A 15,008-nucleotide genomic window follows, 5' to 3' on the forward strand; every position below is an offset into this window, starting at 1 on the left:
GCGCGCGCCACTGGCACAATCCCCGTGGGTCGGTCACCTCGGGGACAACAAGCAAGCTCACAGCACCGCTGCGATGGCCTTGCACACGTAGTCGATGTTGCGGCTGTTGAGCGCCGCCACGCACATGCGCCCGGTGTCGGTGCCGTAGACGCCGAACTCACTGCGCAGGCGCTGCATTTGCTCCTTGGTCAACCCAGAGTAGCTGAACATACCCATCTGGCGGGTGATGAACGACATGTCGCGCTGCACGCCGGCCGCCTGCAAGCCGGTGACCAGCTGCTCGCGCATGGCCTTGATGCGGGTGCGCATGGCACCCAGCTCCTGCTCCCACAAGGCCCGCAGCTCGGGCGTGCCCAGCACTTTGGCCACCACGGCGGCGCCGTGGGTGGGCGGGTTGGAGTAGTTGGTGCGCACGACGATTTTGAGCTGCGACAGCACACGCTCGGCCTCATCCTTGTCGGCGCACACCACCGACAAGGCGCCCACACGCTCGCCGTACAGGCTAAAGCTCTTGGAAAACGAGGTCGCCACGAATACGTCCAACCCCGCCTCGACAAATTTGCGCACGGCGGCGCCGTCTTCGGCGATGCCATGGCCAAAGCCCTGGTAGGCCATGTCCAAAAACGGCACCAGACCGCGCTCACGCACGACGGCCACCACGGCGTCCCATTGCTCGGGCGTGAGGTCGTAGCCGGTGGGGTTGTGGCAGCAGGCGTGCAGCACGACGATGGTGCCGGGGGCGGCCGCGCGCAGGCTGGCCAGCATGCCGTCGACGTTGACGCCGCGCGCTGCGGCGTCGTAGTAGGCGTAGGTGGCCACGGCAAAGCCCGCGTTGCTGAACAACGCGCGGTGGTTTTCCCAGCTTGGGTCGCTGATCAACACCTGGGCGTTGGGGTTGAGCTTGCGCAAAAAGTCCGCCCCGATCTTGAGCGCGCCCGTGCCACCCAGCGCCTGCACGGTGGCCACACGGCCGCTGCGCACCACGTCGCTGTCGGCGCCAAACACCAGCGCCTTGACGGCGTTGTCGTAGGCGGGCAGGCCGTCGATGGGCAGGTAGCCGCGCGGCACCGGCTGCGCCATCAGTTGGGCCTCGGCTTGCTGCACGCACTGCAGCAGCGGCAGCTTGCCGTTGTCGTCGTAGTACACCCCCACGCCCAGGTTGACTTTGGTGGGGCGGGGGTCGGCGGCAAACTGTTCGTTGAGGCCCAAAATGGGGTCGCGCGGGGCCATTTCGACGTGGGCAAACAGCGTCATGATCGGGGGTCTTTCGGGGTCTGAGGGCGGTGGACGGTGCGCAGCGCAAGGTGGTCGCGGCGGCGGCCATGAAGGGAGCGCCCGCGCACGCGCGCAACCGGCTATTGTACGGTCGCCGCAGCGCCCCGCGGCGGGTGCAGCGCCGCGGCGCTCGCTACACTGCGGGCGTATGAGCACTGAGCCGCATGGATCGTTCGTCAGGTTCGAGGGATCGCCCTTCGAGTTGTACCAGCCGTACCCGCCCGCGGGCGACCAGCCCGAGGCGATCGAGCGCCTGGTGGAAGGGGTGCGCGACGGCGAAGCGTTTCAGACGCTGCTGGGGGTGACGGGCTCCGGCAAAACCTACACGATGGCCAACGTCATCGCCCGTCTGGGGCGGCCGGCCATCGTGTTTGCACCCAACAAAACACTGGCCGCGCAGCTGTACAGCGAATTCCGCGAATTTTTTCCGCACAACGCGGTCGAGTATTTCGTCAGCTACTACGACTACTATCAGCCCGAAGCCTACGTGCCGCAGCGCGACCTGTACATCGAAAAGGACAGCGCCATCAACGAGCACATCGAGCAGCTGCGTCTCAGCGCCACCAAAAGCCTGCTGGAGCGGCGCGACGTGCTGATCGTGGCCACGGTCAGCGCCATCTACGGCATAGGCGATCCGCAGAACTACCACCGCATGGTGCTCACGCTGCGCACCGGCGACCGCCTGGGGCAGCGCGACATCATCGCGCAGTTGGTGCGCATGCAGTACCAGCGCAACGAGCAGGAGTTCGTGCGCGGCAAGTTTCGCGTGCGGGGCGATGTGATCGACGTCTTTCCGGCCGAGCATTCGGAACTGGCGCTGCGCATCGAGCTGTTCGACGACGAGGTTGAGCGCCTGAGCCTGTTCGACCCGCTGACCGGCCGCATCGAGCGCACCTTGGCGCGGTTCACGGTCTACCCCGGCAGCCACTACGTCACGCCACGCGAACAGATTCTGCGCGCCATCGACACCATCCAGGCCGAGCTGCGTGAGCGCGTGCGCTGGTTCACCGAGCAGGGCAAGCTGCTGGAAGCCCAGCGGTTGGAACAACGCACCCGGTTCGACCTGGAGATGCTGGCCGAAGTGGGCCATTGCAAGGGCATCGAAAACTACACACGGCACCTCTCGGGCGCCCGCCCAGGCGAGCCGCCGCCGACGCTGGTGGACTACCTGCCGCCCGACGCGTTGATGTTTTTGGACGAAAGCCACGTGATGACAGGGCAGCTGGCCGGCATGTACAACGGTGACCGTGCACGCAAGCAAACCCTGGTCGACTACGGTTTTCGCCTGCCCAGCGCGCTGGACAACCGGCCGTTGAAGTTCGAGGAATTCGAGCAGCGCATGCGCCAGGTCATTTTTGTGTCGGCCACGCCGGGCGAGTACGAGCTGCGCCGCAGCGGGCAGGTGGTCGAGCAGGTGGTGCGCCCGACGGGGTTGGTGGACCCGGTGGTCGAGGTGCGGCCGGCCAGCACCCAGGTCGACGATGCCCTGCACGAGATCCACCTGCGCGTGCAGCGACACGAGCGGGTGCTGATCACCGTGCTGACCAAGCGCATGGCCGAGCAGTTGACCGAATACCTGCACGACAACGGCGTGCGGGTGCGCTACATGCACTCCGACATCGACACCGTGGAGCGGGCCGAAATCATCCGCGACCTGCGGCTGGGGACGTTCGATGTGCTGGTGGGCATCAACCTGCTGCGCGAAGGGCTGGATATCCCCGAGGTGTCGTTGGTAGCGATTATGGACGCCGACAAAGAAGGGTTCCTGCGCTCCGAACGCAGCCTGATCCAGACCATTGGCCGCGCCGCGCGCAACCTCAACGGCATGGCCATTTTGTACGCCGACAGCGTCACCGATTCGATGCGCCGTGCCATCGACGAAACCGAGCGTCGCCGCGCCAAGCAGTTGGCCTACAACGCCGCGCACGGCATCACCCCACGGGGGGTGCGCAAACGCATCAAAGACCTGATCGACGGCGTGGCCAGCGACCGCGCCCAGGTCGTGGCGCAGCGTGCGGCCGAGGTGCGCGCCAGCGTCCAAGAGCTGCAGGACATGGACGAAAAAGACCTCGCGCGTGCCATCAAACAGCTGGAAAAGCAAATGCTGGAGCACGCGCGCAACCTCGAGTTCGAGGCCGCGGCGCGCGTGCGCGACCAACTGCTGGCGCTCAAAGCGCGCGTGCTCGGCGCGCAGCATCCCGACGTCGTCGAAGGTTGACGACCTCCCCCGTTTGGGGGAGGCGGCGCGGCCCGTGCTTGGCCGACAATTTCGCCATGACGGGCACCATGCGCATCTACCTGATCGAAGACGACCGCAGTATCCTGCGCTTCGTCGAAGACGCCCTGGCTGCGCGCAGCGATTTCAAGCTGGTGGGGTACTCCGACACGTTCGCCCACGCGCAGCGTATGGCCCCGCACAGCCGGGCCGACGTGTTTCTGGTCGACCTGGGCCTGCCCGACGGGCGGGGCGAAGATATGCTGCGCGCGCTGGCCAAAGTGCGCCCCGACGCCGAGCTGCTGGTGTTCACCGTGTTCGGCGACGAGTCGCGTCTGATCCGCGCGCTGCAGCTGGGCGCCACCGGCTACGTGCTCAAGGGCTGCAGCGCCGAGGAGCTGATCGAGGCGATCGAACAAATTCGGCAGGGGGGCGCGCCGATTTCACCGCTGCTGGCGCGCATGCTGCTGAAGCAATTTCGCCAGGCCGAGGACGAGCCCGATCCCGCCGATGGCCCGGTGCCGGTGCTGTCGGAGCGCGAAACCGACGTGTTGCGGCTGGTGGCGCAAGGCTACGTCAACAAGGAGATTGCTCAACGGCTGGGTATCGGCGTGTCCACCGTCAGCACCCACATCAAAAACCTGTACCGCAAGCTGGCCGTGCGCACCCGTGTGCAGGTGGTGCGTGCCGCGCAGGCTCGGGGGCTGCTGTGACGACTGGCACCGGCCAACCCGTGGCCGCCCCGCGCTCGGCGGTGCGGGTGTCGTCGCGGGTTCTGACGGTGGTGCTGGCCCTGGCGTTGGCCGGCTTGTTGTGGGTATTGTACATGCTCACCCGGCCGTGGCAGCCGCCGGGCACCTTCAAAGTGGAGACGGCCTTGTTGTCGCTGCCGCATGACCCCGGGCAGCCGCCGCGGCGCGTGACGTTGCCGCACGTCCTCGACGATGAAGGGCCGGCGTGGTGGGATCAAGCGCGCTACCGCATCACCTGGCCCGCCGGGCTGAGCTACGTTGCGGGCGACACGCCGCGGCTGGCGATGCTGATGCCGCGGGTGGGCACGCGGCTGCGGGTGTTGCTCAACGGGCAGGAGATCTACCAGTTTGGCTGGGACGCCGCGCCCGAGGCCAGCGTGCTGGGCCATGCCGTGCCCCACCTGGTGGCCTTGCCCGCCGCGTTGCTGACGGCCCAACCGGCCGACAACGAACTCGTCGTCGAGGTGCAGGCCCGCGTGCTGGAGCGCAGCGGCCTGTGGCCGATCGTGCTAGGTCCCCAGGCCATGTTGCAGGAGCGCCATCAGTCCCTGTTGATGTGGCAAGTCACGGGCTCTTGGGTGATGGCCGCGTTGGCGTTGTTCATCGGCGCGTTGGCGCTGCTGCTGTGGCGGGCCTTGGGAGAGCGGCTGTTCGCGCTGATGGCGGTGGCGGCGCTGGCGCTGGGGGCACGCACCGCGCTGGTCACCGCCGTCGAGCCGCCGCTGCCCCTGGATTGGCTGATTCTGCTGCGCTGGAGCGCCTTCGGTGTGTATGTCGGGTTTTTCGTGCTGACGATCGAGGAGCTGTTCGGCCGGCGGCTGGCCTGGGTACGCCAGGGCGCGTGGGCGACGATGGCGCTGTCGCCGCTGTGGACGGCCGCTGCCTTGTGGTTGCAGTCCTACGACTTGATTCGCGTGTGGGCGGCGCTGATGACCGTGTTTGCCGCCGTGGCGTTGCTCGCCGCGGTGGTGGACCAATGGCGCGCACGGGCGTTGCTGCAGCAGCACCTGCTGGTGGCGTTGGTGGCGCTGTTCACGTGGTTGACGGCCGTGCGGGACTTTGCGGTCATCCAGCTCAACATGCCCGGTGACGGTGACCTGCGCTGGATGACGGTCGGCAGCCTCGTGTTGACGTTGACGCTGGGTTGGGTGTTGGTGGAGCGTGCGGCCGCCTGGGCCCAAACCGTGCACCGCCTCAACGCGACGCTGGCGCAGCGCATCGCGCAGCGCGAGCGTGAGCTCAACGAGGCGTTTGCGCAGCTGCAAGCGGCCGAGCGCCAACGCGTCATCGAAGAGGAGCGCCGGCGCCTGATGCGCGACATGCACGACGGGTTGGGCAGCCAACTGGTGCAAACGCTCAACCTGGTGCGCAACCCCAACGCCCAGCTCGACCGCGACGCGCTGGCGACCATGCTGCGCCAGGCGCTGGACGAGTTGCGCCTGACGCTGGACTCGTTCGAACCGATGGACGGTGACCTGCCAGCCATTCTGGGCACGCTGCGCCGGCGGCTGGGGCCGGCGCTGGAGAGCGTGGGGCTGGAGTTGCGCTGGGAGGTGCAGGACGTGCCACCGTTGGCGATGCTCGACTCGCGCGGGGTCTTGCACCTGTTTCGCTGCCTGCAGGAAATTTTTGCCAACGTGGTCAAGCACGCACGGGCCCGGCGCATCACGGTCAGCACCTGGGTGCGCGAGGACCACGTGATCCTGGCCATCGAAGACGACGGCGTCGGCCTGCCGCCCGTCGAGCAGCGCCCGGCCGAGGGGCGTGGTCTGCGCAACGTGCTGGCGCGTGCGGCCCGCCTGGGCGCCATGGTGCGCTTTTACGATGCCCATCCCGGCACCGGTATCGAGTTCGCTTTCCCGATCGGGCAGGGCAGGCCGGTGTCGGACAGCGGTTGGATGCGCTGAAAAACCGCCGGTCGGCGCGGGGTATTCCCGACTTTTTTGTTCGGCTTTTGCTATACTCTAGCAAAACAGTCAGGAATGCGGACGCCACCGGTGTCCGGACCTGCCGCACGACCAGGAGTGTTGCCATGCGTCTGACCACCAAAGGGCGCTTCGCCGTCACGGCGATGATCGATTTGGCCTTGCGCCAGGCCAGTGGACCGGTCACGTTGGCCGCCATCAGCCAGCGTCAGCACATCTCGCTGTCGTACCTGGAGCAGCTGTTTGGCAAGCTGCGTCGCCACAAGTTGGTCGAGTCCACCCGTGGTCCTGGCGGCGGCTACACCCTGGGGCGCAAGGCCAGCGAAATCACGGTGGCCGACATCATCCTGTCGGTGGACGAGCCCATCGACGCCACGCAGTGTGGCGGCAAGGAAAATTGCCACGGTGAGGGCCAGCCCTGCATGACCCACGAGCTGTGGGAAGAGCTCAACGCCCGCATGCTGGAGTTTTTGCGCTCGGTGACGCTGCAAAAGCTGGTCGACGACCAGCTTGCGCGCGGGGCGGTTGTCGAGCAAGGGCCGTCGCTGAAGCGGGCCATCTCGCCCAACCCCGTGGTCAAACCCATCCGGGTCAACGCCCCCAATTCCGTGTTCGCGCTGGCCACCGCCGGCGCGCACTGACCCACCACCTCGACGCAGCAGGAGAGCGCCGCGATGAGCCACACCCAACACTACCCCTTGTACATGGACTACAGCGCCACCACGCCGGTGGATCCGCGCGTCGTCGAAAAAATGATCCCGTGGTTGCACGAGCACTTCGGCAACCCGGCGTCGCGCAGCCATGCCTGGGGCTGGGAAGCGGAAAAAGCGGTTGAACATGCCCGTGAACAAGTGGCCGACCTGATCGGGGCGGATCCGCGCGAAATCATCTGGACCAGCGGCGCCACCGAGTCGAACAACCTGGCCCTCAAAGGAGCGGCACACTTTTACAAGGACCGCGGGCGCCACATCGTCACCGTCAAAACCGAGCACAAGGCGGTGCTGGACACCTGCCGTCACTTGGAGCGCGAAGGCTTTGAGGTCACCTACCTGGACGTGCAGCCCGACGGTTTGGTGGACCTGGATGCGTTTCGTGCCGCGCTGCGACCCGACACGATCCTGGCCAGCGTGATGCTGGTCAACAACGAAATTGGGGTCATCCAGGACGTGGCCGCGATCGGCGCCATCTGCCGCGAACGAGGGGTGATTTTCCACTGCGACGCCGCGCAGGCCACCGGCAAGGTCGAGATCGACCTGCGTCAGTTGCCTATCGACTTGATGAGCCTGGCGTCGCACAAGACCTACGGCCCCAAGGGCATCGGCGCGCTGTACGTGCGGCGCAAGCCGCGCGTGCGGCTGGAAGCGCAGATGCACGGCGGCGGGCACGAGCGCGGTCTGCGCTCCGGCACGCTGGCCACGCACCAGTGCGTCGGCATGGGCGAGGCGTTTGCCATCGCCAAGGCCGAAATGCCCACCGAGCTGCCGCGCATCCAGCGCCTGCACGACCGCCTGGTGGCGGGGCTGACGCAGATCGAGCAGTCGTACATCAATGGCCACCCGACACGGCGCGTGCCGCACAACCTCAACATGAGCTTCAACTACGTCGAGGGCGAGTCGCTCATCATGGGCATCAAAGGGGTGGCGGTGTCCAGCGGGTCGGCCTGCACCTCGGCCAGCCTGGAGCCCAGTTACGTGCTGCGCGCGCTTGGGCGCAGCGACGAGCTGGCGCACAGCAGCCTGCGCATCACGATCGGGCGCTGGACCACCGAGGCCGACATCGACTACGCCATCGAAGCCATCAAGGCCAACGTGGCCAAGCTGCGTGAGCTGTCGCCGCTGTGGGAGCTGTACCAGGAGGGCGTCGACCTCGATTCGATCCAGTGGGTGGCGCATTGACGCGGCACCCGGTTTTACCAACACCACCAGGAGCGTGACCATGGCATACAGCGACAAGGTCATCGACCACTACGAAAACCCGCGCAATGTGGGCAGCTTCGACAAAAACGACGACACGGTCGGCACCGGCATGGTCGGCGCGCCGGCGTGCGGCGACGTCATGAAGCTGCAAATCAAGGTCAACCCGCAAACCGGGGTCATCGAAGACGCGCGCTTCAAAACCTACGGGTGCGGCTCGGCCATCGCCTCCAGCTCGCTGGTGACCGAATGGGTCAAAGGCAAGACGCTGGACGAAGCGGTGCAGATCAAAAACAGCCAAATCGCCGAAGAACTGGCCCTGCCGCCCGTCAAGATACACTGCTCGATCCTGGCCGAGGACGCCATCAAGGCGGCGGTCGAAGATTACCGCCGCAAGCACGCCGCAGCCGCGCAGGAGCAAACCGCTTGACCATGGCCATCACCCTGACCGAAGCCGCCGCACGGCACGTTCAAAAGTACCTTGCCCGCAGAGGCAAGGGCATCGGGGTGCGGCTGGGCGTCAAAACCACCGGTTGCTCCGGCTTGGCGTACAAGCTGGAGTACGCCGACGAGGCCGCGCCGGAAGACATCGTCTTTGACGCCCATGGCGTCAAGGTGCTGGTGGACCCCAAAAGCCTGCCGTACCTGGACGGTACCGAGCTCGACTTCGTGCGCGAGGGCCTCAACGAGGGCTTCAAGTTCAACAACCCCAACGAGCGTGACCGCTGTGGCTGTGGCGAGTCATTCCGCGTCTGAAGCGACACTGGGTGCGCTGCAGGCCGACGACTTCGCGCTGTTGGGCCTGCCGCGGCGCTTTGCGCTGGACGAGGACGAGCTGAACCAGCGCCGTCAGGCGCTGCAGCGTCTGGCGCACCCCGATCGTCATGCGGCGCAGGGGGCGGCCGCGCAGCGCGTGGCGATGCAGTGGTCGGTGCGCATCAATGAGGCGTACCAACGCCTGCGCGACCCTCTGCGGCGCGCCGCGTACTGGTGCGAACTGCACGGTGCGCCGGTGCAGGCGGAGTCCAACACCGCCATGCCGGCGGACTTTTTGGCGCAGCAAATGCAGTGGCGCGAGGCGTTGGAAGACGCCGGCGGCGACACCAGCGCGCTGCGCGCGCTCGAAGCGGACGTGCAGGCCGAACGCGCCCGGCGGATGCAGGCGCTGGCGCACGCCATCGACGACGCTGGTGACGCCCAGGCCGCGGTGGCGCAAGTGCGCGCGCTGATGTTCATCGAACGCCTGCTGGACGAACTGCACGCGCGGCTGCACGCAGCCGCCCATACGGAACACGATTGATGGCGCTGTTGCAAATCTCCGAGCCCGGCATGACGCCGGACCCCCACCAACGACGCGTCGCCGTGGGCATCGACCTGGGCACGACCCATTCGCTGGTCGCAGCCGTGCGCCACGGCGTGGCCGAGTGCCTGCCGGACGCGCAAGGGCGCGTGATCCTGCCCAGCGTCGTGCGCTACCTGCCGCCGGGCCACCAGCCGTCGCGCCAGATCGGCTTCGACGCTTTGGCCGCCCAGGTGGACGACCCGACCAACACCATCAGCTCGGTCAAACGCCTGATGGGCCGTGCGCTGGCGGACATTGAGCGTGATGGCGTGGCCGCGCGGCTGCCGTACACGGTGGCCGACGGCCCTGGCGGTATCGTCGTGCGCACCGTCGCGGGCGACAAAACCCCCGTGGAGGTCAGCGCCGAGATCCTGGCCACGCTGCGCCAGCGTGCCGAAGACACCTTCGGCACCGAGTTGTACGGCGCGGTCATCACGGTGCCGGCGTACTTCGACGACGCGCAGCGCCAGGCCACCAAAGACGCCGCGCGGCTGGCGGGGCTCAACGTGCTGCGGCTGCTCAACGAACCGACCGCGGCCGCCATCGCGTACGGTCTGGACAACGCCGCCGAGGGGATGTACCTGGTGTACGACCTCGGCGGGGGCACGTTTGACGTCTCGTTGCTGCGGCTGACCAAGGGGGTGTTCGAAGTCGTGGCCACCGGGGGGGACTCGGCCCTGGGCGGCGACGACTACGACCGCGCGTTGGCCGCGTGGGCGTTGCGGGCCGCGCAAGCCGATGCCACGCTGGAGTCGCTGACGCCGCCCTCCCGGGCCGACCTGCTGGCTGAGGCGCGCCGTGTCAAAGAAGCCCTGTCCAGCGCCGGGGCGGGGGAGGCCGTGCCGCTGCGCCTGCCGGCTGCCGTGGGTGGGGCCAGCCTGCCGGTGTCGATGACCGACCTGGACGCCGCCACGCGACCGTTGACCGAGCGCACGCTGCAAGCGGTGCGCCGCGTGCTGCACGACGCGCGTATCGGGGTGGACGACGTCAAGGGCGTCGTGCTGGTGGGCGGATCGACCCGCATGCCGCTCGTGCGCGACGCGGTGGCGGCGCTGTTCGGGCGGCCGCCGCTGACCAACCTCGACCCCGACCAGGTGGTGGCGTTGGGCGCGGCCATCCAAGCCAACCAACTGGCCGGCAACGATCCCGAAGGTGAACTGCTGCTGCTGGACGTGATCCCACTGTCGCTGGGCATCGAGACCATGGGCGGCATCGTCGAGCGCATCGTGCCGCGCAACACCCCCATTCCGACCGCGCGGGCGCAGGATTTCACCACCTTCCAAGATGGCCAGACCGCGCTGGCCATCCATGTGGTGCAGGGCGAGCGCGACCTGGCCAAGGACTGCCGCAGCCTGGCGCGTTTCACGCTGCGCGGCATCCCGCCGATGGCGGCGGGGGCGGCGCGCATCCGCGTCACCTTCACGGTGGACGCCGACGGGCTGTTGACCGTCAGCGCGCGGGAGCTGTCCAGCGGCATCGAAGCGCACGTCGAAGTCAAGCCGTCGTACGGCTTGAGCGACGAGCACATCACCCGCATGCTGCAAGAGAGCTTTGCCAGCGCCGAAGCCGACATGCGCCAGCGCGCGCTGGCCGAGGCGCGGGTTGAAGCCGAGCGCCTGCTGTTGGCCACGCGCCACGCGTTGGCGGTCGATGGCGACTTGCTCGACCACAGCGAGCGCACCGCCATCGACGCGTTGCTGCAGCACCTCGACACCGTGCGCCAGGGCGACGACACGGCCGCCATCACCGCCGCCACCGAAGCGCTGGCCAAAGGTACCGAGGCCTTTGCCGCACGCCGCATGAACCGCAGCATCGCCCAGGCTTTGACCGGGCGCCACGTGGAGTCCATCTGACGATGCCTGCCATCACCGTACTGCCGCACCCGGAGATCTGTCCCCAGGGGGCCACCATCCATGCTCCGACCGGCACCTCGATTTGCGAGGCGCTGCTGGACCACGACATCCCCATCGAGCACGCCTGCGAGATGAGCTGCGCGTGCACCACCTGCCACGTGATCGTGCGGCAAGGCTACGCGTCGCTGGGCGAACCCACGGAAGAAGAAGAAGACCTGCTGGACAAGGCCTGGGGCTTGGCGCCCACCTCGCGCCTGAGCTGTCAAGCCCGTCTGGGCAGCCAGGATGTCACGATCGAAATCCCGCGCTACACCATCAACCACGCGCGCGAGCGGCACTGAAGCGCCGCCGCGCCCACTGGCCTGGCCTTGGACGACCCATGCGTCAAATCGTGCTCGATACCGAAACCACGGGCCTGTCGCCGCACAACGGCGACCGCATCATCGAAATCGGTTGCGTCGAGCTGGTCAACCGGCAACTGACGCACAACAACCGGCACTACTACCTCAACCCCGACCGCGACATCGACGAAGGCGCATTGCGTGTACACGGCATCACGCGCGAGTTTTTGGCCGACAAGCCGCGCTTTGCCGACATCGCCGCCGAGCTGGCCGACTACCTGCAAGGCGCCGAGCTGATTATCCACAACGCGCCGTTTGACCTGGGTTTTTTGGACGCCGAGTTCGGCCGCCTGGGCTTGGGGCCGACCCGCGCGCTGGTGCGTGGCGTGATCGATACGCTGGTGCTGGCCAAGGAAATGTGGCCGGGCAAGCGCAACGGCCTGGACGCGCTGTGCGACCGCCTGGGGGTGGACAATTCGGGGCGGCAACTGCACGGGGCGCTGCTGGACGCCGAGTTGCTGGCCGACGTCTACATCTACATGACCCGCGGGCAGGAGTCGCTGGTGATCGACCTCGGCGCCAGCCTTGGCGAAGGGGCTGGTGACGATGTGCGCCGCGACCTGTCGTCGCTGGAGCTGCCGGTGCTGGCGCCCGACGCCGACGAGCTCGCGGCGCACGAAGCGCTGCTGGCCGCGCTGGACCAGGAAACCAAAGGGCGCACCGTGTGGCGCCGCGTGGGTGCGGTGTGACGCCAAGCGTTGCGCCAGCGCCGCCCGCGCCGAAAATCAGCCGCAAAGTCGTCTATAATAACGCTCATCGACGACGACATGACGTCGCCGGGTGATTAGCTCAGCGGTAGAGCACTGCCTTCACACGGCAGGGGTCAGTGGTTCGATCCCACTATCACCCACCAAGCATATAGCCCAACCCAGCCCGTGTGGCTGGGTTTTTTGTTGCGTGCATGGCGATGTCAGCATCGCGCAAGTCATGGAAACATAATCGTGTCGTGATCAAGCCCCATCACGAGCCCGAGGAGATTGTCCACCATGGCTGCCGACTACGCCGCGTTTTACCGTCGCTCGGTCGAGGAGCGTGACACGTTTTGGGCCGAGCAGGCCCGTCTGATCGACTGGCACCAACCCTTTGCCCGCGTGTGCAACACCGATCGGCCGCCGTTCGTCACGTGGTTCGAAGGGGGGCTGACCAACCTGTGCCACAACGCGGTGGACCGGCATTTGGCTGCGCGTGCCGACCAAAACGCGCTCATTTACGTCTCGACCGAGACCGACACCGAGCGTGCCTACACCTACCGCGAGTTGCACACCGAGGTGCAACGCATGGCGGCGATCCTGCGCTCGCTGGGGGCGGGCAAAGGCGATCGCGTGCTGATCTACATGCCGATGATCCCCGAGGCGGCGTTTGCGATGCTGGCCTGCGTGCGCATCGGCGCCATCCACTCGGTGGTGTTTGGCGGCTTTGCCAGCCACAGCCTGGCCACCCGCATCGACGACGCAGCGCCCAAAGTTATCATCAGCGCCGACGCCGGCATGCGCGGCGGCAAGGTGGTGCCGTACAAGCATTTGTTGGACGAGGCCATTCGCTTGGCGGGGCACAAGCCCGAGCGGGTGTTGATGGTCAACCGCGGTTTGGCGCCCCTGGACCCCGTGCCAGGGCGCGACGTCGATTACGCGGCGCTGCGCCAGCAGCACCTGGACGCGCTGGTGCCGTGCGAGTGGGTGGACAGCGCGCATCCGAGCTACATCCTTTACACCAGCGGCACCACCGGCAAGCCCAAAGGGGTGCAGCGTGACACCGGTGGTTATGCGGTGGCGTTGGCCGCCTCGATGCGCCACATCTACATGGCCAAGCCGGGCGAGACGTACTTTTGCACCAGCGACATCGGTTGGGTCGTCGGCCACAGTTACATCATCTACGGCCCGCTGATCAACGGCATGGCCACGATCATGTACGAGGGCACGCCGATCCGCCCCGACGCGGGCATCTGGTGGCGCCTGGTGCAGGACTACCGCGTTAGCATCATGTTCACGGCCCCCACCGCCGCGCGTGTGCTGAAAAAGCAAGACCCGGCGTACCTGAGCAAGTACGACCTGAGCAGCCTGCGCGCGCTGTTTCTGGCCGGCGAGCCGCTGGACGAGCCCACCGCCACCTGGATCAGCCAGGCGTTGGGCAAGCCGGTCATCGACAACTACTGGCAAACCGAAACCGGTTGGCCTATTTTGGCCATCTGCAACGGCGTCGAGCCGGCCCCGACGAAGTTTGGCTCGCCGGGCAAGGCTGTGTACGGCTACGATGTGCGTCTGATCGATGAGGTGACGGGCGAGGAAATTCACGAACCTGGCCGCAAAGGCGTCATCGCCTTCAACTACCCGCTGCCGCCGGGTTGCTTGCAGACGGTGTGGGGGGATGATCAGCGCTACGTCAAGACCTACTGGTCCAGCATCCCGGGCAAGCAGATGTACAGCACCTTCGACTGGGGTGTGCGTGACGCCGACGGCTACTACTACATCCTCGGCCGCACCGACGACGTCATCAACGTCGCCGGCCACCGCCTCGGCACGCGCGAGATCGAGGAGAGCATCGCCAGCCACCCGGCGGTGGCCGAGGTCGCCGTGGTGGGCGTGGCTGACGCGCTCAAGGGGCAGGTGGCGGTGGCGTTCGCGGTGCTGAAGGACCCGACGCGTGCCGCCACCGAAGCCGACGCGTTCAAGCTCGAGGGCGAGATCATGAAGCTCGTCGATGAGCAGCTGGGCGCGGTGGCGCGGCCGGCGCGGGTGCGTTTCGTCAACCTGCTGCCCAAGACCCGCAGCGGCAAATTGCTGCGCCGTGCCGTCCAAGCGGTGTGTGAAGGGCGCGACCCCGGCGACCTGACGACGCTGGACGATCCGTCCGCGTTGCAGCAGATCCGCGACCTGGTGGCGCCGCCGCGCTGACGCACAGGTGTTTTGGCGTTCGCGGTCTTTGTCGCTATCATTGGCGACAGACTGCGAATGCCGATATATGCAACAACTCACTGACACCCACGCCGTCGTCGACAAGCAGCGTGTATTCGAGCTGGCCGCCGAGCTGTTCGGCATTTTGGCCACGCCGATGCGGTTGCGTATCCTCAACGCCCTGTGCGACAAGGAAAAATCGGTCTCGGAGCTGCTGGCCGAGATCGACACCACTCAGCCCAACCTGTCGCAGCACCTCAATTTGCTGTACCGCGCCGGCGTGCTGGCCAAGCGCAAAGAGGGCACGCAGGTGTACTACCGGGTGCAGAGTGAGCAAGCGGTGGCGCTGTGCCGCACAGTGTGCTCCCAAATCGCCATCGAACTCGACGAGCCCAACGGGGTGCCACCCAACCAGCGCTTGACCCCGCGCGGGGTGTGATC

At 67.0% G+C, this 15,008-nt stretch carries 14 protein-coding genes and 1 tRNA gene; 14 read left to right on the forward strand and 1 reads right to left on the reverse strand.

What is annotated here, in order from left to right; translation table 11 throughout:
• Window positions 1–57: 57 nt before the first annotated feature.
• Entirely contained in the window at window positions 58–1,254 is a 1,197-nt protein-coding gene (locus Taqua_RS03395; RefSeq protein ID WP_144324729.1) for an amino acid aminotransferase, read from the reverse strand.
• A 169-nt stretch (window positions 1,255–1,423) separates the two neighbouring features.
• Here Taqua_RS03395 and uvrB point away from each other — a divergent pair, with 169 nt between their 5' ends.
• The 14 genes from uvrB to Taqua_RS03465 all read left to right on the forward strand — a co-directional run bounded on the left by uvrB (window position 1,424) and on the right by Taqua_RS03465 (window position 15,006).
• On the forward strand, window positions 1,424–3,493 hold the full coding sequence (gene uvrB / locus Taqua_RS03400) for an excinuclease ABC subunit UvrB (protein ID WP_144324731.1): 2,070 nt from the start codon (window positions 1,424–1,426) through the stop codon (window positions 3,491–3,493).
• Window positions 3,494–3,549: 56 nt separating this feature from the next.
• Window positions 3,550–4,203 (forward strand): LuxR C-terminal-related transcriptional regulator, encoded by a 654-nt coding sequence (locus Taqua_RS03405; protein WP_144324733.1) that lies wholly within the window; start codon window positions 3,550–3,552, stop codon window positions 4,201–4,203.
• On the forward strand, window positions 4,200–6,149 hold the full coding sequence (locus Taqua_RS03410; RefSeq protein WP_144324735.1) for a sensor histidine kinase: 1,950 nt from the start codon (window positions 4,200–4,202) through the stop codon (window positions 6,147–6,149). Before Taqua_RS03405 ends, Taqua_RS03410 begins: the two co-directional genes overlap by 4 nt.
• Before the next feature lie 125 nt (window positions 6,150–6,274).
• The gene (locus tag Taqua_RS03415; RefSeq protein WP_132961501.1) at window positions 6,275–6,808 is read left to right on the forward strand and encodes a Fe-S cluster assembly transcription factor; all 534 of its coding nucleotides are present in this window, start codon (window positions 6,275–6,277) and stop codon (window positions 6,806–6,808) included.
• A 33-nt stretch (window positions 6,809–6,841) separates the two neighbouring features.
• Window positions 6,842–8,062 carry an IscS subfamily cysteine desulfurase gene (locus Taqua_RS03420; RefSeq protein ID WP_144324737.1) on the forward strand — a complete coding sequence of 407 codons (1,221 nt, stop codon included), beginning with the start codon at window positions 6,842–6,844 and terminating at the stop codon, window positions 8,060–8,062.
• A 40-nt stretch (window positions 8,063–8,102) separates the two neighbouring features.
• The gene (gene iscU / locus Taqua_RS03425) at window positions 8,103–8,510 is read left to right on the forward strand and encodes a Fe-S cluster assembly scaffold IscU (RefSeq protein WP_144324739.1); all 408 of its coding nucleotides are present in this window, start codon (window positions 8,103–8,105) and stop codon (window positions 8,508–8,510) included.
• Window positions 8,511–8,512: 2 nt separating this feature from the next.
• Window positions 8,513–8,836: an iron-sulfur cluster assembly protein IscA gene (gene iscA / locus Taqua_RS03430; RefSeq protein ID WP_132961498.1), complete on the forward strand. Its 324-nt coding sequence runs from the start codon at window positions 8,513–8,515 to the stop codon at window positions 8,834–8,836.
• Window positions 8,814–9,380 (forward strand): Fe-S protein assembly co-chaperone HscB, encoded by a 567-nt coding sequence (gene hscB, locus Taqua_RS03435; RefSeq protein WP_246094604.1) that lies wholly within the window; start codon window positions 8,814–8,816, stop codon window positions 9,378–9,380. Before iscA ends, hscB begins: the two co-directional genes overlap by 23 nt.
• Window positions 9,380–11,275 carry a Fe-S protein assembly chaperone HscA gene (gene hscA / locus Taqua_RS03440; protein WP_144324741.1) on the forward strand — a complete coding sequence of 632 codons (1,896 nt, stop codon included), beginning with the start codon at window positions 9,380–9,382 and terminating at the stop codon, window positions 11,273–11,275. Before hscB ends, hscA begins: the two co-directional genes overlap by 1 nt.
• A 2-nt stretch (window positions 11,276–11,277) precedes the next feature.
• Window positions 11,278–11,616 carry an ISC system 2Fe-2S type ferredoxin gene (gene fdx / locus Taqua_RS03445; protein ID WP_144324743.1) on the forward strand — a complete coding sequence of 113 codons (339 nt, stop codon included), beginning with the start codon at window positions 11,278–11,280 and terminating at the stop codon, window positions 11,614–11,616.
• A 38-nt stretch (window positions 11,617–11,654) separates the two neighbouring features.
• Window positions 11,655–12,365 (forward strand): DNA polymerase III subunit epsilon, encoded by a 711-nt coding sequence (gene dnaQ / locus Taqua_RS03450; RefSeq protein ID WP_144324745.1) that lies wholly within the window; start codon window positions 11,655–11,657, stop codon window positions 12,363–12,365.
• A gap of 89 nt (window positions 12,366–12,454) precedes the next feature.
• Window positions 12,455–12,529 (forward strand) — tRNA-Val (locus Taqua_RS03455).
• A gap of 133 nt (window positions 12,530–12,662) precedes the next feature.
• A complete protein-coding gene (locus Taqua_RS03460; protein WP_144324747.1) occupies window positions 12,663–14,567 on the forward strand; it encodes a propionate--CoA ligase in 1,905 nt (634 codons plus the stop codon).
• 67 nt (window positions 14,568–14,634) lie between these two features.
• Entirely contained in the window at window positions 14,635–15,006 is a 372-nt protein-coding gene (locus tag Taqua_RS03465; RefSeq protein ID WP_144324748.1) for an ArsR/SmtB family transcription factor, read from the forward strand.
• Window positions 15,007–15,008 lie beyond the last annotated feature (2 nt).

The sequence above is a fragment of the Tepidimonas aquatica genome (assembly GCF_007556585.1).
GTDB lineage: Bacteria > Pseudomonadota > Gammaproteobacteria > Burkholderiales > Burkholderiaceae_C > Tepidimonas > Tepidimonas aquatica.